A 22536-nucleotide genomic window follows, 5' to 3' on the forward strand; every position below is an offset into this window, starting at 1 on the left:
CTATTCCTCTTTCAAAAGCGGTACCAGTGCGTCCAGAAGCTCCGATTTACGAAGGATTCCATCCGGAAGCGGCATTCCCTTTTTCTGCAGCTCCCACGCAAGCTCCGTCACCTGCGGCACATCCATCCGGTATTGTTTTAGCTCCTCCACGCGGGAGAAAATCTCCTTCGGCGTGCCGTCCATCACGATATGACCGTCATCCATGACGATCACGCGGTCTGCATCGACCACCTCTTCCATATAATGGGTGATCAGCACCATCGTGATTCCTTCCGCCCGGTTTAACTCATGGACGGTGCGGATAACCTCCTTGCGTCCGTTCGGATCGAGCATCGCCGTCGGCTCATCGAGCACGATACATTCTGGTTTCATCGCCATGACGCCTGCGATCGCCACACGCTGCTTCTGTCCGCCGGACAGATGGTTCGGGGACTGCTTGCGGTACATCGTCATCCCGACTGCCTTTAAGCTCTCATCCACTCGCTTCCAGATCTCCTCGGTCGGAACTCCGATATTTTCCGGACCGAATCCGACGTCCTCTTCCACTATATTCCCTATGATCTGGTTATCCGGGTTCTGAAAGACCATGCCCGCATTTTTGCGGATATCCCACAGATGCGCCTCGTCCCTTGTATCCATCTCCGATACAAAAAGCGTACCGTCGGTCGGGCTCAAAATGCCATTGATCTGCTTGGCAAATGTGGACTTGCCGGAACCATTGTGTCCCAGGATCGCCACAAAGCTGCCTTTCTCAATCTCCAGATTCACATGATCCAGGGCGCGCTTTACTTCCTCTACCTGCCCCTCTTCATCGCGTCTTATATAATCAAATACAAGATTGACCGCTTTTATGATATTCATGTATTTTTCCTCCACAGTATGTCCGCCTGACCGGACATTACCGTTCATTGTAGAAGAATTTTCCCCGGTAGTCAAGCGGTTGTTCCGAATTGTTATCCTTTTTTAAAAATAAGTTTACTTTTTATTTGCCCGCCCCAGGTACAGACTACCTATTTGATCGCATATTCCGCGTAAATCTCAAAGAAATCCGCGTCATTTTTCTCGAACTCCGAGGTCAGATCCAGACTGTCCCAGAGCCCACTGCTGTAAGAAACGGAGATCGTATTGCTGAACCGGTCGTAGATCTCCTGAAAGGCGCGTTTTTTCCGCTCTTCGTAGATGCGCTCCTTGCGCGCCGCCGTCTCGTCCTCGTCGTAATCGTCCGTACATTTGAGCACATAGTACGCGTCGTCCGCATGGATCACCTGGCTGACTGCGCCCTCGGCAAGGGAAAATGCCTCTTTCTCATAGGCATCCGACTCATCGCCGCGCCCCAGCACCCGGTCACTCACCGTCAGCCCCGCCTCCTCGGCACAGGACTGGAAATCGGCATCTTCCTGCGATGCCGCCCGCTGGAAGGCGTCTGCCTCGCTCTCATCCGATGTCTTTATCTGACTGACATGGATCACCTTTGCCTCACTGTCGCTGACCTCCAGCGCCACATTGTCCGTGAGCTGTCCCGCCAGCTTCTCCGCCAGACCATAATCCTCATAGATATGCTGGACATCCGCCTCCGTCACGCCCATCGAGTCAATCGCCGACTGCGGCAGACGCCCAAAATACTCGGCTGCTGCCCTGTCCATCGCCGCCCGCTCCTCTGAAGTCAGGGAAATCCCCCGGTCGGCTGCCAGCAGGTTCATGATTTTCAGCTCATCCATAAACGAACGGATCTGTTTTTTTAGATACGTTTCAAAATCATCGCCCTTTTCTCCAACTGAAACGCCCCAGATCTGATCCGTACAGACCTCCTCATAGCGTTTTTTCTCCGTCATGGCAATCACCATCACTTCCGCGCGGGAATAACCTTTTTCATTCTTCTTTCCCACCACGATCGTGCTGCCGTCCGAGCCGCATCCAGTCAAAAGCCCCAGGCTGAGCGCCAGCCCCGCAAGCAGGGCACACGCCGCCCGGTGGATATGGTTTGTCTTCCTTTTCTGTTTCTGCATGGATACTCCCTTTCTCCTGCATATTTTAGCAATTCCTGTCACATATTCTCTCTGAGCGGCTGATTTATTACTGTTCACACATATGACCAACAGCGCTGCGTTCTGTCAATCCTTCCACTCTGGTTCACGGTCTGCCACCACGTTTTCTTACGGCACTTTCGGTTCCAAAAGTGCCTACCCGTGAACAGTAACTTTCTTTCCATCCGCCATCCACCTCAGACCGTATGCTTGAACAGATCCTCTATCTTCTCCGGACAGATCCGCTTCAATTCCTGATAGAGTCTTCCGACCGGCAGCCCCATCACATTCGTGTAAGAACCGTCGATTCCGCGGATATGCGCGGCAAAGCTTCCCTGAATGCCGTATGCGCCCGCCTTGTCCATCGACTCGCCGCAGTCTACATACGCCTCGATCTCCGCATCGCTCATCGGATATACATCCACCCGCGTCTCAACCGCAAAGCAGCTCTCCCGATCCTCAGTCAGGATCGCCACGCCCGTGTATACACGGTGGCTGCGCCCCTGGATCCGTCCGATCATCTCAAGCGCCTCATCCCGATCCGCCGGTTTTCCTAAAATCTCGTCATCCACACTAACAACGGTATCGGAACCAATGATAATCCCGGAAAATGGGATTCCCGTCGTCCGTGCCTCCTCACGCACCTGCGCCATCACATCGCGCGCCTTCTGTCCCGCCAGTTCCATCACAACCTGCGCCGGTTCCGTACAGAGCGGATTTTCCTCCAAAGTGCTCGGATGAATCTCCGGTTTCAGCCCAATCCGCTCCAAAAGCTCCCTGCGGCGCGGAGACGCACTCGCCAGAATTAACCGGCAGGCTGGTTTGATATTTTCTATGTCTCTTCTCTGTTCCATTGTTCTGTTCTCATTTCCTCAGTTTCATTTAACGCTTAGATACACGTTATCCCTATATTTATACCATCTATCAGCCAAAATGAAAAGATCCGATGTTCGTTATATGAACATCGGATCGAGAATAAATGCAATCAAAATGCCTAAAATCGCGCCTGCTGCTACCTGTATCGGCGTATGCCCCACGTATTCCTTCAATTTTTCCTGTAACACCACGCCATCCAGCTTGAGGAAATCATCGAACAGCAGACGGTTCAATACCCGCGCCTGCTTTCCTGTCTCCTGCCGGACACCGATCGCGTCATACATAACAACCATCGCCAGAATAAAGCTGATGGAAAATTCAAAGCTTCCCACTCCGTACCGCAGCGCCGCCGCCGTTGCCAGCGAACATACAGTGGATGAGTGGGAACTCGGCATACCGCCGGAGCCAACCAGACGCTCCGGGTTGAACGAATGGTTCAGCCCGATGTCCAGAATCGTCTTGAGCACCTGGGCGACCACCCACCCGGTCACGCCGGTCATCAGCGTCTGGTTTGATGTCAATTCCTGAAAAAAAGTCATGTTTCTCTCCTGTACTATCTTAATTCCTCTGTTTTCTTCCACACATATGCCGCTGTCTCTAAATCACTCGGTCCGTCATTAATATCCTATCAGCCAGTCATACAATTCCTGATATTTTCCAGCCGATGTCTGCCAGGAAAAATCAGCCGCCATGCCGCGGTCTACAATCTTGTTCCACTCGCGCTTCTTATTATAATAGATGTATTTTGCATAGCGGATGCAGTCGAGCATCTCATGTGCATTGTAGTTAGCAAATGAAAATCCTGTTCCGGTTCCATCGTATTCATTGTATGGCCATACAGTATCCTTGAGACCACCCGTCTCACGCACGATCGGCACGGTTCCGTAGCGAAGCGCCATGAGCTGGCTCAGCCACATGGTTCAAACAGCGACGGCATCAGGAATGCGTCACAGGCTGCATATACCTTATGCGACATATCTTCCGAATAATAAATATTAGCGGAAACACGATCATTGTACTTCCAGTCATAGTGGCGGAACATATTTTCATACCGTTCATCTCCGGTTCCCAGCACAACCAGCTGTACATCTTCCGTACAGATCTCATCCATCACACACTGTACCAGGTCAAGTCCCTTCTGGTCGGTCAGACGGGAGACAATACCGATCATGAACTTTTTCTCGTCCTGCGCCAGTCCCAGCTCCGCCTGCAGCGCCTTTTTATTCTTGGATTTCTCCTTGCGGAATGTCTTTGCGTTATAATTTTGTACGATCCGTTTATCTGTCTCCGGATTAAATTCATCGTAATCGATACCATTTAAGATACCGCGCAGACTGTTGCTTCTCGCACGCATCAGACCGTCCAGTCCCTCGCCGTAGAAGGGAGTCTTGATCTCCTCCGCATAGGTGTTGCTGACCGTCGTGATCGCATCCGCGTATACGATGCCGCCTTTTAACATATTGCCGTCTTTGTAAGCTTCCAGCTTATCCGGTGTAAAATAGTAGTCCGGCAGCTCAGAGAAATGCTGGATTGTCTTCACATCCCACACACCCTGGAATTTCAGGTTGTGGATCGTCATGACGGACTTGATATCCCGGAAGAACTCACCGCCGTGGAATTTGTCCTTGAGATGCACCGGGATAAGTCCCGTCTGCCAGTCGTGGCAGTGGATGACATCCGGCTTGAAGCCGATCACCGGCAGGGATGAGAGAGCCGCCTTGCAGAAGAAGGAAAACTTCTCCAGATCGTAATACCAGTCCCCATACGGGCGGTCACCCCAGAAATAACTCTCATTATCAATAAAATAGAAGGTCACGCCCTCATATTCATATTCCAGGATGCCCACATACCGGTTCTGTCCCAGATAATCCATATAAAAATGGTTCACATACTTCATTTCATTGCGGAATGACTCTTTGATGCACAGATACTTCGGGATCATGACACGCACATCAAAATACTGCTTATCAAAACATTTTGGAAGGGATCCGACAACGTCTGCCAAACCTCCTGTTTTGATAAATGGAACCGCCTCCGATGCAATAAACAGAATATTCTTCATAGCTACTACCTCCCAACCGTGCCCGCTCGCGATCTGGCACCCTATTAAAATTATTATACAATAGAATCAGGGAATTAGAAAGTAGGCGACAGAGAAAAAAATCGGGAAATATATGACAAATAGTTCCGATTTGCAGACTGTATTTTCTGAATTGGATATTTTGCATAGTACCGGATGAATTATAAATTTTACCGCTTCCTATGAAACAAAAATAAAAGACGGAGCCGAAAAGGAAATTATGTTTTCTCTTCGGCCCCGCCTTTTGTATAATCAGGGATTGATCTCCCTGTATTTCCTCATCGTCCGCGCAAACAGCTCGCCGTTGGACGGCGGCGTGTACGTGATCGCATTGGCTCCTGCCTCGATCGTCTCCAAAATCGATTCGTTAGTCGGTCCTCCGGTCGCGATAATGGCAACGTCCGGATACTCCTTCCGGATCTCGGCTACCATCGATGCGGTGGCGGCAGCGCCTGATACATTTAAAATATCGGCTCCCGCCTCCAGTTTGCGGCGGACATCCGTGTGAACCGAAGCAATCGTCGCAATGACCGGAATGTCAACCACCCGCTTGATCTCCGTGATGACCTCATCCGCGATCGGCGCATTGACCACTACACCGTAGGCTCCCTGATGTTCTGCCTGAAGCGCCAGACGGACGGAACGCTTTCCTCCGGTCAGACCGCCGCCAACCCCGACAAACACCGGCACATCCGAGATGCTGATGATCGACTGTGAGATAGCTGCCTGCGGAGTAAACGGATAAACTGCGATGATCGCATCCGCGTTGATATTTTTGATGATTGCCACATCCGTTGAGAAAGCGATCGATTTGATACGCTTTCCAAAGATGCGGATTCCTGAACATTCACTGATACAATACGGACACATAATCGTGTGATCCCGCAGGTTCCATTGTACGCCGGTACTTTTTTTTTCATAGGCAATTCTCCGTTCTTTTAGCTGCTTTCCTGACCTCTCTGTCCAGCTGTTTTATACAGGGGCAGTTTTTCAGTCCTGCATCTTTTATTTCCCCTTTATCTTATCATACACACATTTACCCATGCAATCAGTCACTTTCATAAATGTGTTACAATCGTGTTAAAAAGGCTTACAGCACTTTCGGCTCCAAAAAGCACCGCACGATTTTATACATCCCGCTTATAATCCAGGCAAATCTTATCAACAATCAATGCGATAAATTCCGAATTGGTCGGCTTTCCTTTCCCTGTGCTGACGGTATATCCAAATAGATCGTTGATCGTGTCCATCTTGCCGCGGCTCCATGCGACCTCAATCGCGTGGCGGATTGCCCGCTCGACACGGCTTGAAGTGGTCTGGCGCTTCTTGGCGATGGTCGGGTACAGGATTTTCGTCACAGAACCGAGCATTTCTTTATCACTGACTGACAAAATAATCGCATCCCGCAGGTACTGATATCCCTTAATATGAGCCGGAATCCCAATCTCATGCAGAATCTGCGTCACATCGCTCTCCAGATTCTGTCTTTCATATTCCGCCGACACCATATACGGCTCCACCTTCCGGTTGCCCGCCAGGGTCGAAGCGCGGTTCCTGTAATTCTTCAGGCGATGTACCTTGTCTAAAACCGCCTCCTTCGAAAATGGCTTTACTATGTAATAACAGGCGCCCATCCGAAAAGCATCCGCTGTCAGATTCTCGCTGCTCGCAGCTGTAATCATAACAAAGGAAGTGTCAGCTGAACAGTCTTGATTTGTCTTGATGCGCTCCATAACCGAAATTCCATCCATTCCCGGCATCACTACGTCCAGAAATACAATATCCGGCTTTGTCTTTACGATCATATTATAGGCATCGGTTCCGTTTTCCGCTTTTCCGACCACCTGAATCTCCTTATCACTTTCCAGTATATTTCCAAGCATATCCAATGCCTGACGATTATCCTCTGCGATCGCAATCTTCATTTCTGCCATAATATTCTCCTCCTCGGCACCTGTGATGATTAAAATAATTATAAATTCTTTTTTTAACAAGTTTCAACTCGTTTTGATCGCGCAGTTCGACACTCAACGCTCATTTTGTCTATCAATTCTTTTGATGCAAAATAAATTACACAAGATGCAAACTATATATAAGCATGTATTGTAGCTAACCGTATCTGTTAAGATTCCGCTATAAACCTTCTACCGCCCAGCCGCCATACGCCTATCTAACGATCCCTTATCACCACGTTTTACCGATTCCGGTCGAAAGACACACAAAATACACGCAATTAAAAAGCCTCCACGACCGGTTTCTGAACATGAAAATTCCATCTTTGCAGATCAAGTTTCGATAAATTCCTATAAAAAAACAGAGTTACGCCATAGCCATACAACTATAACATACTCTGTTATCGTGTTAATGCAACTGGCTGCCATTTTACAGGCCCTATAGCTTTGCGTCGCAGCTTTTCAACTGTTTTGCCAAATATGTAATTTGCTCTATTATATACGCTTTTTTTATATCCTGTCAATAAAGAGAGCAAAAACTTTGTACTTTGCATGTTACTGTTCACACACGTGTGCCCAGCAACAGGATTTTGCCGATGCTGCGTATTCAAAATCGGCAAAATCTGCTGCCAGAACTGTATCATATGGAATTTTCAGTCCAGAAAATTCCCACTTGTAAACAGTTACTTTGCATCCAGATTCAATGTCCCAGCATATTCTCCACCAGAATCCCATACCCTCGCGTCGAATCCTGAATAAAAACGTGCGTGACTGCTCCGATGAGTTTTCCGTTCTGGATGATGGGGCTGCCGCTCATGCCCTGGACGATCCCGCCGGTCAGGGACAGAAGTTCCGGATCGGTTACGCGGATGACCATGTCCTTGTTGTGGCGGTTGGAAGAGTGGTCTATTTTCTGAATCTCAATCTCGTAGTCTTTCAATTCCCCGGACACGCTGCTGCGGATGCAGGCACGGCCTTTTTTGACGTCCTGACGGTAACCGATCGGAATTGCAGGGTTCTTTACCCGGCTTAAAAAGCGCGGATTTGCCGTCCCGAAAATGCCCTGATCCGTATTAGCCTCCACACTTCCCAGCCGCGACTGATTTCCATAGTAAATAACGCCCGACATCACGCCCGGCTTTCCGAAACTTCCCTTCTCCACGCCCAGAATCTCCGTATCGTATAGTTCGCCGCCGGAGGTCTGCACCAGAAGTCCCGTGTCGCCGTCGCTGATACCGTGTCCCAGCGCTCCAAACGCGCCGTTAGCACATACATAGGTCATCGTACCGATGCCCTGCGTATCGTCGCGGATCCACAGCCCAAGCTTATAGTCTCCCTCCTGCGTCTGTACCGGCGTCATCTGTACATCCATCGTCTCTCCCTCGCGGCGCACTGAAAGTGTCAGAGCCATATTTCCCGCTTCCTTGACCGCCCGTATCATATCTTTCTTGTCCGTCGCCGGCGTCCCGTTGATTGCCTCGATATAATCTCCAGAACGCAGGATCCCGTCCGCCGGATCTATCACTTCCCCCGTCTGTGCCGTCACCCTTCCGGTTCCAATCACCATCAGTCCATCGGATTTCATGTAAATACCCACCGGCAGCCCACAGGGAACCGCATACTGGACGTCCGACACATCTACCTCGATATCCTTTAATTTCCATATTCCAAAGAGTTTGAGACTTAAACGGTACGTTCCCTCCTGTTCAGAATAGATGGAAAAGGGCTGGTTGAGCTGCAGATGGATCTGGTCGGACGGAATTTTAGAGCTGCCGTTTAGAACCACCTCCTCGCTCTCACTTTCCAGCAATGCCCGAAACGGCAGCCCAAAGCGAACTTGCTCCTGCCGATCCACCACCACATTGATGCGGTCGGGAACCGCGTTCTTCACATATTGATAAGACACACCGGCAAGCGCAATGACCCCCGCACCAAAGATTATCAGCAGAACACGGCGAAGTTTTTCCTTCCGACTTATTGTTTTCCACATACCAGAGTTTTTTCGCACGGTTTTTCCTCCTTCTACTCTTATGTACCTCCCCCGTTCCGTAGATTCCGCACTGCGGCGAATCTCAACGAAATGCAGATGTACACTCTGTTTGAATCCAAGAACTTGTTCGATAAAATCGTTTAATCCTAGTATGCGGAAAACCGTAAAATTCAGTCTGCTATTTTTGCGCCATTCTTTCTATTTTTTTCATTCAAGTGTTATTAAAACCCTGACTTTTTCTCAAGGTAAATGGAAAACCTGAAAAATTCCATTCTAACGTCAAAAAACCCGGTTCAGAAGACAGATTTCTCTGTCTCCCAAACCGGGGGTATAAAATCATCTTATGATTCAAAACTTGCGTAAAAGAACGAAGATTTGATACAACTTAAACAAACGAATCTATCTAAATTATACCAGCTCTAACAGAACTTCCATAGCGCCGTCGCCCTTACGCTGACCGATCTTAACGATACGGCTGTAACCACCATTGCGGTTAGCGTACTTCGGTGCAAGCTCATCAAACAGCTTAGCCGGCATATCTACCTTCTTAGTGTTTTTCTTCTTGCCTGCTCTTGCAGTCGGAACGTCTGTTACATCGTAGAGAACCTTCAGCATCTGTCTTCTAGCGTGAAGTCTGGAAGCTTTATCTTTCTTGATCTCTTTCTCTACTTCGTCGTAAACGGTAACTTTCTTGCCGTCAACAACTTCTTTTACTCTCTTGCCGTTCTCGTCTTTGCGAGCTACCTTAGCGGTAACTTTAACGGTCTCGAAGTTATCTTTCTCTTTTACTGCCAGAGCGATCAGACCCTCAGCGATCTTCTTCACTTCTTTTGCTCTTGCCTCAGTGGTAACGATCTTGCCGTTGAATAACAGTGCGGTTACCAGGCTGCGCAGCATTGCTTTTCTCTGACTGGAAGTTCTTCCAAGTTTTCTATATCCTGCCATGATTCTTTCTCCTCCATTTGCGGAAGCCGGCACTCATGCTCTTTGGACTTACTGAATGTCTGCTATATAAAATATAATTGTTTGATGGTTATGCAGGGACCTGTGCCATTCGGACTTACCCGTCCCCGTATCTGCATGAAAGGGACGCACTGCAAAGCACGTCCACCCACGCGGTATCTTAAGCCTCTTCGCTCGGGTTGAGCTGCAGGCCTAATTCTTTCAGTTTTGCAAGAACCTCTTCCAGGGATTTGCGGCCCAGATTTCTGACTTTCATCATATCTTCCGGTGTGCGGTTGCACAGCTCCTCCACTGTATTGATTCCGGCTCTCTTTAAACAGTTGTAAGAACGAACGGATAACTCCAGCTCGTCGATGTTCATCTCAAGCACTTTCTCTTTCTCGTTGTCTTCCTTCTCTACCATAACCTCTGCGGTCTTGGCATTCTCGGAAAGGTCAATGAAGAGGTTCAGATGCTCGCTCAGAACCTTTGCTGCCAGGCTGACAGCTTCGTCTGGTGCCAGCGTTCCATTTGTGTATACATCTAATGTCAGCTTATCATAATCTGTCACCTGACCCACACGGGTGTTCTCAACGGTCATATTGACACGCTCCACCGGTGTGTAGATAGAATCAACAGCCAGAACTCCGATCGGAAGATCTTCACTCTTGTTCTTATCTGCGCTGATGTAGCCGCGGCCCTTCGTGATCGTCAGCTCCATGTAGAATTTGCTGTCCGCGCCGCCGCTTAATGTAGCGATGACCTGGTCCGGATTCAAAATCTCAATGTCAGAATCAGCGTGAATGTCAGCTGCTGTGATGACGCCTTCGCCCTCGAACTCGATATAAGCCGTCTTCGGCTCATTCGTCTCGCTGCTGTTTTTGATCGCCAGACTCTTGATGTTCATGATAATTTCAGTTACATCCTCTTTTACACCAGGGATAGAACTGAACTCATGCAAAACGCCGTCGATTTTCACTTGACTTACTGCTGCACCAGGCAAAGAGGAAAGCATAATTCTTCTTAAAGAATTGCCTAATGTGGTACCATAGCCTCTTTCCAGCGGTTCAACCACAAATTTGCCATATCTTTTGTCTTCGGAAATCTCAGCAATTTCAATTTTTGGTTTTTCAAAATCGAACACGATAGCCCCTCCTTTTGGGAACATTTTTGAGGGTCTGCCATACTCTTGTAGTCTCGGAATCTCCCAAGCAGCTGCCAAAGCAGATACATGGGAGATTCTGGACTAACATAATAGTAATACTTCTTATTATTTGGAGTACAGCTCGACGATAAGCACTTCGTTTACAGGAACGTCAATTTCGTCTCTGCTCGGTAACTCTTTAACAGTACCTTTCAGGTTCTCAGCGTCAACTTCCAGCCATGCCGGTACCATTCTTCCGCCGGTTACCTCAGCGATATCTTTATATCTCTGTGAAGATTTGTACTTCTCTTTGATCTCGATTACATCGCCAGCCTTAACTAAGTAGGACGGGATGTTTACGCTCTTGCCGTTTACGAGAACGTGCTTGTGATCTACGATCTGACGTGTCTCTTTTCTTGTACGGCCAAAGCCCATTCTGAATAATACATTATCCAGTCTGCACTCCAGAAGGATCATCAGGTTAGCACCGACCTGACCATTCATTCTGGATGCTTTTGCATAGTAATTTCTAAACGGTTTCTCTAACACACCGTAGATGAATTTTGCTTTCTGCTTCTCTCTCAGCTGGAGTGCATACTCGCTCATCTTTCTGTTGGCTCTCGTTAATTTTCTCGTTGATTTCTTGTCGATTCCTAAATAAACCGGATCAAGGTCAAGAGATCTACATCTTTTAAGTACAGGAACTCTATCTACTGCCACTTTACTTGCACCTCCTAATTAGACTCTTCTACGTTTCGGCGGACGGCATCCGTTATGCGGAACCGGAGTTACGTCCTTAATGCTTGTTACTTCCAGACCACATGCCTGAAGAGCACGGATTGCTGCTTCACGACCTGATCCCGGACCTTTTACCATAACGTCTACAGACTTTAAGCCATGGATAAGAGCTGCCTTCGTTGCAGTTTCTGCAGCCATCTGAGCTGCATATGGAGTAGATTTCCTTGAACCTCTAAATCCCAGACCGCCTGCACTTGCCCATGATAAGGCATTACCCTGTGCATCTGTTAAAGTAACGATTGTGTTATTAAAAGATGACTGGATGTGCGCCTGTCCGCGTTCAACGTTTTTCTTTACACGCTTTTTTGTCACTTTCTTGCCAGTGGACACTTTTTTAGCCATTTTAAACTAACCTACTTTCTCAAATATTGAATCCTGTTGCTAAACCTAACCTGATTCAGTTTCCTTGTTACTTAATTATTTCTTCTTGTTTGCTACTGTCTTTCTCGGACCCTTACGAGTTCTAGCGTTGGTCTTTGTCTTCTGACCACGAACCGGAAGGCTCTTTCTATGACGGATGCCTCTGTAGCATCCAATCTCCTGCAGTCTCTTGATGTTCATAGCGATCTCTCTTCTCAGATCACCCTCAACCACCTGACTGTCAGCGATGATTGCCGCAAGCTTCTTAACTTCGTCGTCAGTTAAGTCCTTAACACGAGTGTCAGGATTAACTTCAGCTTCGGCCAGGATACGGGCTGCACTTGCTCTACCGATACCGTAGATGTAAGTCAAGCCGATCTCTACGCGTTTCTCTCTTGGTAAATCGACACCTGAAATACGAGCCATGTGTGTAGTACACCTCCATTAGTTTTTCTTACTTCTTCGTTGATAATGTATAAATTTGCTTAAACTACTGAACAACTCATCCGAGTGGTTCATAATAGAAAGCCGCGCGAAAAAATAGGTGCTAAATCAAATTAGCCCTGTCTTTGTTTGTGCTTCGGATTCTCACAGATTACTCTGATACTGCCTTTTCTCTTGATGATCTTGCACTTTTCGCAAATTGGTTTAACCGATGATCTAACCTTCACAGCAATTCTCCTTTCCGTAATAGTCCGTCCAATCTCGGACATACAATTTTTTATAACCTATTGTAGTCCTGTGTCGGACTTACAGGTACAACAGACTCGTTCCATCCCCCTGCCGTGAGAGGACAAAAGGGCGGATCTTACCTGATGCTTCAACAAAGTTCGCTAAAGCATTATAACATTTAAAATCCTATAATGCAAGCGAAATTTACACTTCTCTCAATATTTTTATTGAGAAAAATGGATTGGTCTTTATTTATCTCTCCAAATGATTCTTCCCTTAGAGAGATCGTATGGCGACATTTCCATTGTAACCTTATCGCCCGGCAGAATACGGATGTAGTTCATACGGAGTTTTCCGCTGATCGTAGCAAGTACGATGTGTCCGTTTTCCAGTTCTACCTTAAACATAGCGTTCGGCAGCTTCTCTGCTACTACGCCCTCAATCTCAATTACATCTGCTTTCGACATTCTATATACCTCCCTGCAATGATTTCTGAATGAAATAGCGGATCGCTTCATCCTGGACTGCCGCGCCGTCCGCAAACTGGGCTGCCAGCGCCTCATCCCATTTGTGGGAGAACTGCACGTGCTTTCTCTTCTTGCGTTTCGGCTTGGCGGCGGTTTTAGTGCGTCCGTCTGCCAGATACACGTAGCGTGCATCTTCTCTGACTATAATATAATAAGTGCCTTTGTCGTGGCCCGCAAGTGAGCGGACCAGACAGCCAGTTCCATATTCCGTCATTCTGATCTCCGTTTCTGTAGACAGGTGTTTCCGCTCCCGCCGCAGTTCTCAGATTACAGTTTGTTCGCTTGCCTATTTGCTCACTTAGCTTGCAAACAGGGCAAAAATTCATGCAGATTTGTCTTCGACAAAGAATTTTTGCCATTGCCCGCCTTATTGATCGGCTCGGACATCTGCCTCAAGATGCGTACATACTGTAATCGGAAAGCCTGCTTAGGTCTTCGTAAAAACTTCCCCAGCTTACTTCTTCTTTATAAGGAAAGGATCTCAGGTTCGCCCTCTGTAATAAGAATCGTATTTTCATAATGAGCAGCCCAGCCGCCATCTTCCGTCATGACGTCCAGTCATCATCGAGCCAGACTACTTCGTAGCTGCCCTCGGTAATCATCGGCTCGATCGCGAGCGTCATGCCGGGCTGTAAGAGAATTCCTTTTCTTTTTCTTGCAAAATTCGGAATCTCCGGATCCTCATGCAGATGGGAACCGATTCCATGACCAACCAGATCCCTGACAACACCAAAACCGAAACTTTCGGCATATTTCTGGATCGCTGCAGAGATGTCATTGAGATGATTGCCAGCTTTGGCAAATTTAATTCCCTCAAAGAAGCTCTGTCTGGTAACTTCAATCAGTTTTTTGGCATCATCGTCGATCTCTCCGATGCCGTAAGTCCGGGCTGCGTCTGAGTGGTATCCTTTGTAGATCACTCCTGCATCCAGACTGACGATGTCTCCCTCATCGAGAAAATGTTCCTTGTGCGGGATTCCATGTACAACCTCATCATTGACAGAGACGCAGATCGATGCGGGATAGCCGTTGTAATTTTTGAACGAGGGAATGCAGCCGTAACTCCGGATGATTTCCTCTCCCATATGATCAATATCCCAGGTGGACATACCCGGCCGAAGATTCTTCGCCAGTTCCTCATGCGTTTTGGCGAGAATTCTTCCCGCCTCACGCATCAGTTCAATCTCCCTGGGAGATTTTATCGTCACTGCCATGTTTTAAGCTCCCAAAATATCCGTAATGTTCTTGAATACGTCTTCCATGGTCTGTGTACCGTCTACCGTATGAAGAACGCCCTTCTTCTCATAGTACTCGATCAGCGGGTGTGTCTGGTCATGGTATATTTCCAGACGTTTCTGTACAGTCTCCGGCTTGTCATCATCACGAAGCACCAGCTCAGAACCGCACTTGTCGCAGATTCCTTCTTTTTTCGGTGCTGCGAACTGGATGTGGTAGGTAGCGCCGCACTTTAAGCACGCACGGCGTCCTGCCATGCGGTTTACGATGTTTGCATCCGGCACATCTACGTTGAGCGCGAAATCAATCGCCTCGCCGTTTGCTGCCAGCGCCTCTGTCAGACTCTCAGCCTGCGGGATCGTTCTTGGGAATCCATCCAGAATATAGCCGTTCTTGCAGTCAGCCTCATGGATCCGGTCAAGAAGCATGCCGATCGTTACCTCGTCCGGTACTAAAAGCCCCTGATCGATGAACGATTTTGCTTTTTTACCAAGCTCTGTGCCTGCCTTGATATTGGAACGGAAAATATCTCCGGTAGAAATGTGCGGAATGCCGTATTTTTCTGCAATTCTCTGAGCCTGTGTTCCTTTTCCGGCTCCCGGTGCTCCTAACATAACAATCTTCATAATGGTTACAATCTCCCTATATACAACAGAATCGCCTCCAGGCAGGAGCTGTCTCCGGCCACCTCCAGCCGTAAAGTAAGCAAGCTCCCGCCCAGAAAGCGAGTTGTCTTAGTCGTTTAAGAATCCTTTATAGTTGCGAACCAGCATCTGTGATTCGACTGCTTTGATTGTCTCAAGTACTACACCTACGATAATGATAAGAGAAGTACCTCCGAAGGAGAGACGGCTCACTGAGAACAGTCCAGAGACAATAATCGGAACCAGGCAGACAATGATCAGTCCGCAGGCACCAATCAGTATAATATACTCCAGAATTCCATCCAGATAATCGGATGTTGGCTTTCCTGGACGAATGCCCGGGATGAAGCCGCCGGATTTCTTCATGTTGTTTGCTACTTCAAGCGGGTTGAATGTAATGGATGTGTAGAAATACGCAAACACAATAATCAACGCGATGTAGACAATTAAACCAACTGAATAAGCCGGACGCTCTGGATTAAACCAGGAGCTGGAATTCAGAGCCAGAAGAATCTTTCCTCCGATGGTGTCATAATTAACCTGGAAAAATCCAGCAATTACCACCGGGAAAGACATCAGGGATGAAGCAAAGATAACAGGAATAACACCTGCTGTATTTACTTTTAACGGGATGCTTGTGGACTGACCGCCAACCATCTTACGTCCCTGCATCTTTTTAGAATACTGAACCGGAATTCTCCGCTCTGCATCCTGTAAAATGATAACAAATACAACCATCGCTACGATAACCGCTACGATAATCACGGCTGTTACAACTGCAACCGCCACGATCTTGCCCTGCAGGAAACGCTCATAGAGCGTAATCATATCGCTTGGCATGGTTGAAATGATATTGAACAGAAGCACGATAGAAATACCGTTTCCGACGCCGTTCTCGGTGATTCGCTCACCGATCCACATCAGCATGGCACTTCCGGCTGTCATTGTCACAATAGCGACAATCACATTCAGGGCAGTAAACTCAACTAAAAGTCCCTTGCCGCCGAAACCGATCGCCATAGCGACGGACTGCATCAGCGCCAGTGCAACCGTAAGGTAACGCGTATATTCCGCAATCTTCTTTCTTCCGTCCTCGCCCTCCTGCTGCATTTCCTCTAATTTCGGAATTGCAATTGTCAGAAGCTGCATGATAATGGAAGAAGTGATGTACGGGGTAATACTCAATGCGAATACCGACATGTTCGTGAACGAACCGCCGGTAATCGTATTGAAGAAACCAAACGCATCATTGGACTGTCTTGTAAACAGTTCCTGGAAAAATGTTGTATTAACTCCGGGAATCGGCAGCTGCGATCCGATACGGGTCACAACCAGCATAAAGAACGTATAGAGGAGTTTTTCTCTGACCTCTTTTATCTTAAATGCATTCTGGAGCGTTTTTAACATATTAGATCACCTCGCAGGTTCCGCCAACGGCCTCGATCTTAGCTTTCGCGCCTTCACTTACCGCATCAACCTTTACGTTCAGCTTTTTGGTCAGCTCGCCATTGCCGAGGATCTTAACGCCGTCACGCGGGTTCTTTACGATGCCTGCTTCGATTAATGTTTCAACCGTAACAACTGTGTCGTTCTCGAATCTCTCAAGAACGCTTACGTTGATACCAACGATGGTCTTAGAATTTCTGTTTGTGAAGCCTCTCTTCGGGAGACGTCTATATAACGGCATCTGACCGCCTTCAAATCCTGGTCTCGGAGCGCCGGAACGAGCTTTCTGTCCCTTATGTCCCTTACCAGCAGTCTTACCGTTGCCTGATGCGTGACCACGACCTCTTCTGAAGCTGTCGCTGTGCTTAGAGCCTACCGCCGGCTTTAAATTGGATAAATCCATGACTGCACCTCCTTGCAAATATCTTAGATTTCCTCTACTTTAACTAAATGTCTAACATTCTGGATCATGCCTCTGATAGCGGCGTTGTCCGGCTGCTCAACTGTCTTGCCAGTCTTGTTTAAACCAAGAGCTGCAACCGTTGCTTTCTGCTTCGGGATAGCGCCAATAGGAGACTTAACCAATGTGATTTTTAATTTCTCTGCCATTTTTATCTCCTCCTATTAGTTCAGAATTTCTTCTACAGACTTACCGCGAAGTTTTGCAACCTCTTCCGGAGTCTTTAAAGAACCTAAGCCTGCCAGGGTAGCAAGAACTACGTTTGCCTTGTTGTTGGAACCAAGGGATTTTGTACGGATGTTCTTGTAACCAGCCAGATCCAGTACGGCACGAGCCGGACCACCAGCGATAATACCGGTACCTTCCGGAGCCTTCTTCAGAAGTACGTTAGCGCTTCCGAATTTGCCGAGGAAATCGTGCGGGATGCTATTGTTCTCATCGAACGGAACCTCCATCAGGTTTCTGGCAGCTGCCTCTTTGCCCTTGCGGATTGCTTCCGGAACCTCAGCAGCTTTTCCCATACCAGCACCAACGTGGCCGTTTTTATCTCCAACTACTACTAAAGCGGAAAAACGCATTGTACGTCCGCCCTTAACGGTCTTGGATACACGTTTGATTGCCACTACAGTATCCTCTAACTCGAACTGGTTGGCATCAATTTTTGTACGTTTCATGTGTATGTTCTCCTTCCTACTAGAATTCCAGACCAGCCTCGCGGGCTGCATCTGCTAATGCCTGAACTTTTCCGTGGTAAATAAATCCGCCTCTATCGAAGACAACTTCTTTAATACCTTTTTCAAGCGCTCTCTTAGCGATTACAGTTCCAACGTGAGCTGCTGCTGCAACATCGTTCGTCTTCTCCAGTTCAGCTTTAACTTCCTTCTCGGCAGTGGAAGCTGCTACTAAAGTTTTTCCAACTGTATCATCAATGATCTGAGCATACATATGATTATTACTTCTAAACACTGCTAAACGCGGTCTCTCGGCTGTGCCAGAAAAACGGTTGCGTAATCTAACGTGTTTTTTAACGCGAATTTCGCTTCTTGACTGTTTGCTAACCATCTTCACACTCTCCTTAATTATTTCTTACCAGTCTTACCAACTTTACGTCTGATAACCTCATCGGCATACTTAATACCTTTGCCCTTGTACGGCTCAGGTCTTCTCTTATCCCGAATCTCAGCTGCATACTGGCCAACTTTTTCTTTGCTGATACCTTTAACAGTGATCTTGTTCTGTCCTTCCAGAACAGTCTCAATGCCTTCCGGATCTTCCATCTCTACCGGATGGGAGTAACCAAGGCTGAGAACCAGTTTCTTGCCCTGCTTCGCTGCTCTGTAACCAACACCGTTAACTTCCAGGACTTTCTCATAGCCTTCTGTTACACCATGAATCATGTTGTTAATTAAGGTTCTTGTCAGACCGTGTAAAGATTTCATTTTCTTTAAGTCGTTCGGTCTGGTAACTACGATATGACCATCCTCTTCTTTGATGTTCATCTCAACCGGGAGTTCTCTCTCAAGAGTTCCCTTCGGACCTTTTACAGTCACTAAATTGTTCTCTGCGATTGTTACGGTTACGCCCGCCGGAATCGCAACTGGCATTCTTCCGATACGTGACATGCCTTTTACCTCCTACTTAGATTTTCGGAGAAGCCTGAGCGGCTTCTCTGTTTTCAGTTGTATCTATACCTTGTCTAAACCGATGATGATGCTTTCGGCTTACCAAACAAATGCAAGAACTTCTCCGCCTACGCCGAGTTCTCTTGCCTGCTTGTCAGTGATAACGCCCTGGTTGGTGGAGATGATAGCTACACCTAAACCGCCCAGTACCTTCGGCATATCTTCCTTGTTTGCGTAGATACGCAGACCCGGTTTGGATATTCTCTTGATGCCGGAGATGATTTTCTCGTTTTTGTCTTTACCGTACTTTAAGGTAATACGGATAGTCTTGAAATTGCCGTCCTCAACAACGTCATATTTCTTGATGAAACCTTCCTTTACCAGGATGTCAGCGATTGCTAATTTCATCTTGGAAGACGGAACATCTACTGTATCATGTTTTGCAGTGTTAGCATTACGGATTCTTGTAAGCATATCTGCAATCGGATCGCTCATTGTCATTTTGAGTGTGCCTCCTTATAATTTGACTACCACTTACTGTAAGTGGGTTTCGGTGGGTTTTGGGAACACTAGGATGTGTCCTCTATAATATAGGCATCGTCCACTCGACTAAGCTCGTCTATCGTCTTCGACTCTGACTCACTAAGTCTCGGGACGGGCTTTCGCACTAGATTCGAAACTACCTCATCAAGTGCTCAATGCCTACCAGCTTGCTTTCTTTACGCCCGGAATTTCGCCCTTGTAAGCTAATTCACGGAAGCAAACTCTGCAGATGCCGTATTTTCTTAAATATGCATGCGGACGACCGCAGATTCTGCAGCGGTTATATTCTCTGGTGGAGAATTTTGCCGGACGCTGCTGTTTAATCTTCATTGAAGTTTTAGCCATGATAAATCCTCCTATTATTTAGCAAATGGCATGTTGAACTGAGTTAACAGCTCACGTGCTTCTTCGTCGGTCTTAGCAGTGGTAACGAAGATGATATCCATACCTCTTACCTTATCTACTTTATCGTACTCGATCTCCGGGAAGATAAGCTGCTCTTTGATACCCAGAGCGTAGTTGCCTCTGCCGTCAAATGCGTTCGGATTTACACCGCGGAAGTCTCTTACTCGCGGAAGAGCCAGGTTGATCAGACGATCAGCGAACTCATACATCTTCTCGCCACGCAGGGTAACTTTACAGCCGATAGCCATACCCTCTCTAAGTTTGAAGTTAGCGACTGATTTTTTCGCTTTTGTAAGAACTGCCTTCTGGCCAGTGATGATTTCCATATCTCTTACAGCAGAGTCCAGAACTTTAGCATTTTCTTTTGCCTCGCCAACGCCCATGTTGATAACAATCTTGTCCAGCTTCGGCACTTCCATGATATTTTTATATCCGAATTTTTTGATCATAGCGTCTACGATTTCGCTCTGATACATTTCTTTTAATCTAGCCAATTTTAACGTTCCTCCTCTCTGTATTAGTCAATTACTTTACCGGTTGCCTTAGCAACGCGGACTTTCTTGCCGTCTTCTACCTTGAAGCCAACTCTCGTAACCTTGCCATCCACTACCAGCATAACGTTGGAAATGTCAAGCGCGCCTTCCTGATGGATGATGCCGCCCTGCTGATTAGCTGCAGACGGTTTGGTATGCTTTGTTACCATGTTGCATCCCTCAACCAGGACTGTATTCTTCTTTACATTAACGGAAAGAACTTTTCCGGTTTTGTCTTTGTCTTTACCTGTGATAACCTTTACCAGGTCGCCTTTTTTAATTTTATGCACAGCTGACACCTCCTACAGTACTTCCGGAGCCAGGGAAACAATCTTCATAAACTGTTTCTCACGAAGCTCTCTGGCAACCGGCCCAAAAATACGGGTTCCTCTCGGGTTCTTGTCGTCTTTGATGATAACGGCTGCGTTCTCATCAAATTTGATGTAGGAACCATCTTTACGGCGTGCGCCCTTAACGGTACGTACAACAACGGCCTTCACTACATCGCCTTTCTTTACAACACCGCCTGGTGTTGCATCTTTAACGCTGGCAACGATTACATCGCCAATATTTGCATATCTTCTAGTAGAGCCGCCCATAACGCGGATACAGAGTAATTCTTTCGCACCGGTATTGTCGGCAACCTTTAATCTGGTCTCCTGCTGAATCATGCCCAATACTCCTTTCTGATTTAGAAATTATCTCGCTTTCTCGATAATTTCGACGAGTCTCCATCTCTTATCCTTGGATAACGGTCTTGTTTCCATTACCTTTACAGTATCACCGATACCGCACTCGTTGTTCTCGTCGTGTGCTTTTAATTTATAAGTTCTCTTAACAATCTTACCGATTAAAGGATGTTTTACGTGGTTTTCGATAGCAACTACGATTGTTTTGTCCATCTTGTTGCTTACTACCTTACCGGTACGTGTTTTTCTAAGATTTCTTTCCACGGTAGATATCTCCTTTCCTATTTTAGGAATCTATGATAATTAGTTCGCTTTCTCTGTAATAACAGTCTGAATACGAGCGATGTTTCTGCGAACTTCTTTAATTCTGCTTGTATTATCCAGCTGGTTGGTAGCGTTCTGGAATCTTAAGTTGAAGAGTTCCTTCTTAGCAGCTACTAATTCTTCGTTTAATTCTGCAGATGTCTTAGCTTTTAAATCTTCTACATACTTATTAATTTTCACTGTTATCACCGCCTTCTAAATCTGCTTTAGAAGCAATCTTGCACTTGCACGGAAGTTTGTGCATAGCAAGACGAAGCGCTTCTCTCGCTGTCTCCTCTGGTACACCCGCGATCTCAAACATTACGCGGCCTGGTTTTACTACTGCTACCCAGTACTCAAGTGCGCCTTTACCGGAACCCATACGAGTCTCAGCCGGTTTAGCAGTTACTGGTTTATCCGGGAAAATCTTAATCCAAACTTTACCACCACGTTTGATGTAACGGGTCATGGCAACACGGGCTGCCTCGATCTGGTTGGATTTGATCCAGCACGGTTCTGTAGCGACTAAACCGTACTCACCGTAGTTGATTACATTTCCTCTAAGCGCCTTGCCGGCCATGGTACCACGGAACTGTTTACGACGCTTTACTCTTTTCGGCATTAACATTATTTATCGCTCCCTTCCTTATTTCCTTTCGCAGGAAGTACCTCGCCTTTGTAGATCCAAACCTTAACACCGGTCTTGCCGTATGTTGTGTTTGCCTCAGCGAAACCGTAGTCAATATCTGCTCTTAATGTCTGAAGCGGGATAGTGCCCTCGCTGTAGAACTCTGTACGAGCCATATCAGCACCGCCAAGACGTCCGGATACGGAAGCCTTGATACCCTTAGCTCCAGCCTTCATGGTTCTGCCCATAGCGGACTTCATCGCACGACGGAAGGAAATACGGTTCTCAAGCTGCTGAGCGATGTTCTCTGCAACGAGCTGAGCGTCTCTGTCTGGTCTCTTAACTTCTTTGATGTCTACAAAAACTTTCTTGTCAGTTAATTTCTGAACCTGAGCTTTTGTCTTCTCGATCTCTGCGCCGCCCTTACCGATAACAACGCCCGGTTTAGCAGTGTAAAGAATGATTTTTACTTTATCAGAAGCGCGCTCGATTTCGATTTTGGAAACACCGGCGCTGTATAATTTCTTCTTAAGGAAGGTTCTGATTTTGTGATCCTCTACCAGGTTATCTGCAAAATCAGCTTCCGCATACCATCTGGAATCCCAGTCTTTAATAACACCGACTCTTAAGCCGTGCGGATTAACTTTCTGTCCCATAATTGC

At 47.1% G+C, this 22536-nt stretch carries 31 protein-coding genes, 2 pseudogenes and 1 riboswitch; all 33 genes and pseudogenes read right to left on the minus strand.

The features are described 5' to 3' along the window. Positions 1-861, minus strand: coding sequence for an energy-coupling factor transporter ATPase (locus tag DW085_RS11985; protein ID WP_118492947.1), 861 nt, complete (start codon positions 859-861; stop codon positions 1-3). 149 nt (positions 862-1010) lie between these two features. Beyond that, entirely contained in the window at positions 1011-2006 is a 996-nt protein-coding gene (locus DW085_RS11990) for a peptidylprolyl isomerase (protein WP_107000783.1), read from the minus strand. A gap of 215 nt (positions 2007-2221) precedes the next feature. Beyond that, positions 2222-2878, minus strand: a complete 657-nt coding sequence (locus DW085_RS11995; RefSeq protein WP_118492918.1) for a Maf family protein — start codon at positions 2876-2878, stop codon at positions 2222-2224. Positions 2879-2977: 99 nt separating this feature from the next. Then, positions 2978-3439, minus strand: a complete 462-nt coding sequence (locus DW085_RS12000) for a divergent PAP2 family protein (protein ID WP_022358457.1) — start codon at positions 3437-3439, stop codon at positions 2978-2980. A gap of 78 nt (positions 3440-3517) precedes the next feature. Then, positions 3518-4962, minus strand: a pseudogene (gene glgA, locus DW085_RS12005) (glycogen synthase GlgA). A gap of 270 nt (positions 4963-5232) precedes the next feature. After that, positions 5233-5850, minus strand: a complete 618-nt coding sequence (locus DW085_RS12010; RefSeq protein ID WP_243034019.1) for a hydrolase — start codon at positions 5848-5850, stop codon at positions 5233-5235. A gap of 257 nt (positions 5851-6107) precedes the next feature. Beyond that, positions 6108-6914: a sporulation transcription factor Spo0A gene (gene spo0A, locus DW085_RS12015; RefSeq protein WP_117796494.1), complete on the minus strand. Its 807-nt coding sequence runs from the start codon at positions 6912-6914 to the stop codon at positions 6108-6110. 428 nt (positions 6915-7342) lie between these two features. Then, a riboswitch (cyclic di-GMP riboswitch) is annotated at positions 7343-7418 on the minus strand. A gap of 214 nt (positions 7419-7632) precedes the next feature. Then, positions 7633-8940, minus strand: a complete 1308-nt coding sequence (gene spoIVB / locus DW085_RS12025) for a SpoIVB peptidase (protein ID WP_338126546.1) — start codon at positions 8938-8940, stop codon at positions 7633-7635. 390 nt (positions 8941-9330) lie between these two features. Continuing rightward, a complete protein-coding gene (locus DW085_RS12030) occupies positions 9331-9867 on the minus strand; it encodes a L17 family ribosomal protein (RefSeq protein ID WP_022360547.1) in 537 nt (178 codons plus the stop codon). 178 nt (positions 9868-10045) lie between these two features. Next, positions 10046-11008: a DNA-directed RNA polymerase subunit alpha gene (locus DW085_RS12035; protein ID WP_107000788.1), complete on the minus strand. Its 963-nt coding sequence runs from the start codon at positions 11006-11008 to the stop codon at positions 10046-10048. Between the two features lie 126 nt (positions 11009-11134). Continuing rightward, complete coding sequence (rpsD, locus tag DW085_RS12040; protein ID WP_107000789.1) at positions 11135-11728, minus strand: 30S ribosomal protein S4; 594 nt, start codon at positions 11726-11728, stop codon at positions 11135-11137. 18 nt (positions 11729-11746) lie between these two features. Then, on the minus strand, positions 11747-12148 hold the full coding sequence (rpsK, locus tag DW085_RS12045) for a 30S ribosomal protein S11 (protein WP_022360550.1): 402 nt from the start codon (positions 12146-12148) through the stop codon (positions 11747-11749). A 75-nt stretch (positions 12149-12223) separates the two neighbouring features. After that, the gene (gene rpsM / locus DW085_RS12050) at positions 12224-12592 is read right to left on the minus strand and encodes a 30S ribosomal protein S13 (protein WP_022360551.1); all 369 of its coding nucleotides are present in this window, start codon (positions 12590-12592) and stop codon (positions 12224-12226) included. A 131-nt stretch (positions 12593-12723) separates the two neighbouring features. Next, complete coding sequence (gene rpmJ, locus DW085_RS12055; protein ID WP_003497809.1) at positions 12724-12837, minus strand: 50S ribosomal protein L36; 114 nt, start codon at positions 12835-12837, stop codon at positions 12724-12726. Positions 12838-13086: 249 nt separating this feature from the next. Further along, entirely contained in the window at positions 13087-13305 is a 219-nt protein-coding gene (infA, locus tag DW085_RS12060) for a translation initiation factor IF-1 (RefSeq protein ID WP_022360552.1), read from the minus strand. Between the two features lies 1 nt (position 13306). After that, a complete protein-coding gene (locus DW085_RS12065; RefSeq protein WP_117796495.1) occupies positions 13307-13579 on the minus strand; it encodes a hypothetical protein in 273 nt (90 codons plus the stop codon). Positions 13580-13830: 251 nt separating this feature from the next. Then, a pseudogene (map, locus tag DW085_RS12070) lies at positions 13831-14579 on the minus strand (type I methionyl aminopeptidase). A gap of 3 nt (positions 14580-14582) precedes the next feature. Continuing rightward, positions 14583-15227 (minus strand): adenylate kinase, encoded by a 645-nt coding sequence (locus tag DW085_RS12075; RefSeq protein ID WP_022360555.1) that lies wholly within the window; start codon positions 15225-15227, stop codon positions 14583-14585. Positions 15228-15335: 108 nt separating this feature from the next. Continuing rightward, positions 15336-16652, minus strand: a complete 1317-nt coding sequence (gene secY, locus DW085_RS12080) for a preprotein translocase subunit SecY (protein WP_107000793.1) — start codon at positions 16650-16652, stop codon at positions 15336-15338. A gap of 1 nt (position 16653) precedes the next feature. Further along, positions 16654-17094 carry a 50S ribosomal protein L15 gene (rplO, locus tag DW085_RS12085; protein ID WP_118492922.1) on the minus strand — a complete coding sequence of 147 codons (441 nt, stop codon included), beginning with the start codon at positions 17092-17094 and terminating at the stop codon, positions 16654-16656. 23 nt (positions 17095-17117) lie between these two features. Continuing rightward, positions 17118-17300: a 50S ribosomal protein L30 gene (gene rpmD / locus DW085_RS12090; protein ID WP_022360558.1), complete on the minus strand. Its 183-nt coding sequence runs from the start codon at positions 17298-17300 to the stop codon at positions 17118-17120. A 15-nt stretch (positions 17301-17315) separates the two neighbouring features. Continuing rightward, the gene (gene rpsE / locus DW085_RS12095) at positions 17316-17825 is read right to left on the minus strand and encodes a 30S ribosomal protein S5 (RefSeq protein ID WP_022360559.1); all 510 of its coding nucleotides are present in this window, start codon (positions 17823-17825) and stop codon (positions 17316-17318) included. 19 nt (positions 17826-17844) lie between these two features. Beyond that, entirely contained in the window at positions 17845-18213 is a 369-nt protein-coding gene (gene rplR, locus DW085_RS12100; protein ID WP_022360560.1) for a 50S ribosomal protein L18, read from the minus strand. Positions 18214-18230: 17 nt separating this feature from the next. Then, positions 18231-18773: a 50S ribosomal protein L6 gene (gene rplF, locus DW085_RS12105; RefSeq protein ID WP_022360561.1), complete on the minus strand. Its 543-nt coding sequence runs from the start codon at positions 18771-18773 to the stop codon at positions 18231-18233. 99 nt (positions 18774-18872) lie between these two features. Then, positions 18873-19274, minus strand: a complete 402-nt coding sequence (rpsH, locus tag DW085_RS12110; protein WP_022360562.1) for a 30S ribosomal protein S8 — start codon at positions 19272-19274, stop codon at positions 18873-18875. 201 nt (positions 19275-19475) lie between these two features. Next, on the minus strand, positions 19476-19661 hold the full coding sequence (locus tag DW085_RS12115) for a type Z 30S ribosomal protein S14 (RefSeq protein ID WP_022345134.1): 186 nt from the start codon (positions 19659-19661) through the stop codon (positions 19476-19478). Positions 19662-19675: 14 nt separating this feature from the next. Next, positions 19676-20215, minus strand: coding sequence for a 50S ribosomal protein L5 (gene rplE / locus DW085_RS12120; protein ID WP_022360563.1), 540 nt, complete (start codon positions 20213-20215; stop codon positions 19676-19678). A gap of 23 nt (positions 20216-20238) precedes the next feature. Beyond that, the gene (rplX, locus tag DW085_RS12125; RefSeq protein WP_118492924.1) at positions 20239-20544 is read right to left on the minus strand and encodes a 50S ribosomal protein L24; all 306 of its coding nucleotides are present in this window, start codon (positions 20542-20544) and stop codon (positions 20239-20241) included. Between the two features lie 12 nt (positions 20545-20556). After that, the gene (gene rplN, locus DW085_RS12130; RefSeq protein WP_022360565.1) at positions 20557-20925 is read right to left on the minus strand and encodes a 50S ribosomal protein L14; all 369 of its coding nucleotides are present in this window, start codon (positions 20923-20925) and stop codon (positions 20557-20559) included. Between the two features lie 27 nt (positions 20926-20952). After that, positions 20953-21207: a 30S ribosomal protein S17 gene (gene rpsQ / locus DW085_RS12135; protein WP_107000794.1), complete on the minus strand. Its 255-nt coding sequence runs from the start codon at positions 21205-21207 to the stop codon at positions 20953-20955. Positions 21208-21246: 39 nt separating this feature from the next. Further along, positions 21247-21447 carry a 50S ribosomal protein L29 gene (rpmC, locus tag DW085_RS12140; RefSeq protein WP_022360567.1) on the minus strand — a complete coding sequence of 67 codons (201 nt, stop codon included), beginning with the start codon at positions 21445-21447 and terminating at the stop codon, positions 21247-21249. Further along, positions 21437-21874, minus strand: coding sequence for a 50S ribosomal protein L16 (gene rplP, locus DW085_RS12145; protein ID WP_022360568.1), 438 nt, complete (start codon positions 21872-21874; stop codon positions 21437-21439). Before rplP ends, rpmC begins: the two co-directional genes overlap by 11 nt. Beyond that, on the minus strand, positions 21874-22530 hold the full coding sequence (gene rpsC, locus DW085_RS12150) for a 30S ribosomal protein S3 (protein ID WP_022360569.1): 657 nt from the start codon (positions 22528-22530) through the stop codon (positions 21874-21876). The genes rplP and rpsC overlap by 1 nt, the downstream gene beginning before the upstream one ends. Positions 22531-22536: the final 6 nt, after the last annotated feature.

The organism is Clostridium sp. AF50-3 (genome assembly GCF_003477445.1).
GTDB lineage: Bacteria > Bacillota > Clostridia > Lachnospirales > Lachnospiraceae > Otoolea > Otoolea fessa.

Bases quoted from the DNA above. Each gene is read 5' to 3' on its own strand.
- secY (WP_107000793.1), bottom strand. From the start codon at position 16,652: ATGTTAAAAACGCTCCAGAATGCATTTAAGATAAAAGAGGTCAGAGAA.
- DW085_RS11985 (WP_118492947.1), bottom strand. From the start codon at position 861: ATGAATATCATAAAAGCGGTCAATCTTGTATTTGATTATATAAGACGC.
- rpsE (WP_022360559.1), bottom strand. From the start codon at position 17,825: ATGAAACGTACAAAAATTGATGCCAACCAGTTCGAGTTAGAGGATACT.
- rpmD (WP_022360558.1), bottom strand. From the start codon at position 17,300: ATGGCAGAGAAATTAAAAATCACATTGGTTAAGTCTCCTATTGGCGCT.
- rplO (WP_118492922.1), bottom strand. From the start codon at position 17,094: ATGGATTTATCCAATTTAAAGCCGGCGGTAGGCTCTAAGCACAGCGAC.
- DW085_RS11990 (WP_107000783.1), bottom strand. From the start codon at position 2,006: ATGCAGAAACAGAAAAGGAAGACAAACCATATCCACCGGGCGGCGTGT.
- rplN (WP_022360565.1), bottom strand. From the start codon at position 20,925: ATGATTCAGCAGGAGACCAGATTAAAGGTTGCCGACAATACCGGTGCG.
- DW085_RS12000 (WP_022358457.1), bottom strand. From the start codon at position 3,439: ATGACTTTTTTTCAGGAATTGACATCAAACCAGACGCTGATGACCGGC.
- DW085_RS12115 (WP_022345134.1), bottom strand. From the start codon at position 19,661: ATGGCTAAAACTTCAATGAAGATTAAACAGCAGCGTCCGGCAAAATTC.
- DW085_RS12065 (WP_117796495.1), bottom strand. From the start codon at position 13,579: ATGACGGAATATGGAACTGGCTGTCTGGTCCGCTCACTTGCGGGCCAC.
- rplP (WP_022360568.1), bottom strand. From the start codon at position 21,874: ATGTTAATGCCGAAAAGAGTAAAGCGTCGTAAACAGTTCCGTGGTACC.
- DW085_RS12030 (WP_022360547.1), bottom strand. From the start codon at position 9,867: ATGGCAGGATATAGAAAACTTGGAAGAACTTCCAGTCAGAGAAAAGCA.
- DW085_RS12010 (WP_243034019.1), bottom strand. From the start codon at position 5,850: ATGTGTCCGTATTGTATCAGTGAATGTTCAGGAATCCGCATCTTTGGA.
- DW085_RS12075 (WP_022360555.1), bottom strand. From the start codon at position 15,227: ATGAAGATTGTTATGTTAGGAGCACCGGGAGCCGGAAAAGGAACACAG.
- rplR (WP_022360560.1), bottom strand. From the start codon at position 18,213: ATGGTTAGCAAACAGTCAAGAAGCGAAATTCGCGTTAAAAAACACGTT.
- rpsC (WP_022360569.1), bottom strand. From the start codon at position 22,530: ATGGGACAGAAAGTTAATCCGCACGGCTTAAGAGTCGGTGTTATTAAA.
- infA (WP_022360552.1), bottom strand. From the start codon at position 13,305: ATGTCGAAAGCAGATGTAATTGAGATTGAGGGCGTAGTAGCAGAGAAG.
- DW085_RS11995 (WP_118492918.1), bottom strand. From the start codon at position 2,878: ATGGAACAGAGAAGAGACATAGAAAATATCAAACCAGCCTGCCGGTTA.
- rplF (WP_022360561.1), bottom strand. From the start codon at position 18,773: ATGTCACGTATCGGAAGAATGCCAGTTGCGATTCCGGCGGGCGTAACC.
- spo0A (WP_117796494.1), bottom strand. From the start codon at position 6,914: ATGGCAGAAATGAAGATTGCGATCGCAGAGGATAATCGTCAGGCATTG.
- rpsH (WP_022360562.1), bottom strand. From the start codon at position 19,274: ATGACAATGAGCGATCCGATTGCAGATATGCTTACAAGAATCCGTAAT.
- rpsM (WP_022360551.1), bottom strand. From the start codon at position 12,592: ATGGCTCGTATTTCAGGTGTCGATTTACCAAGAGAGAAACGCGTAGAG.
- rpsK (WP_022360550.1), bottom strand. From the start codon at position 12,148: ATGGCTAAAAAAGTGTCCACTGGCAAGAAAGTGACAAAAAAGCGTGTA.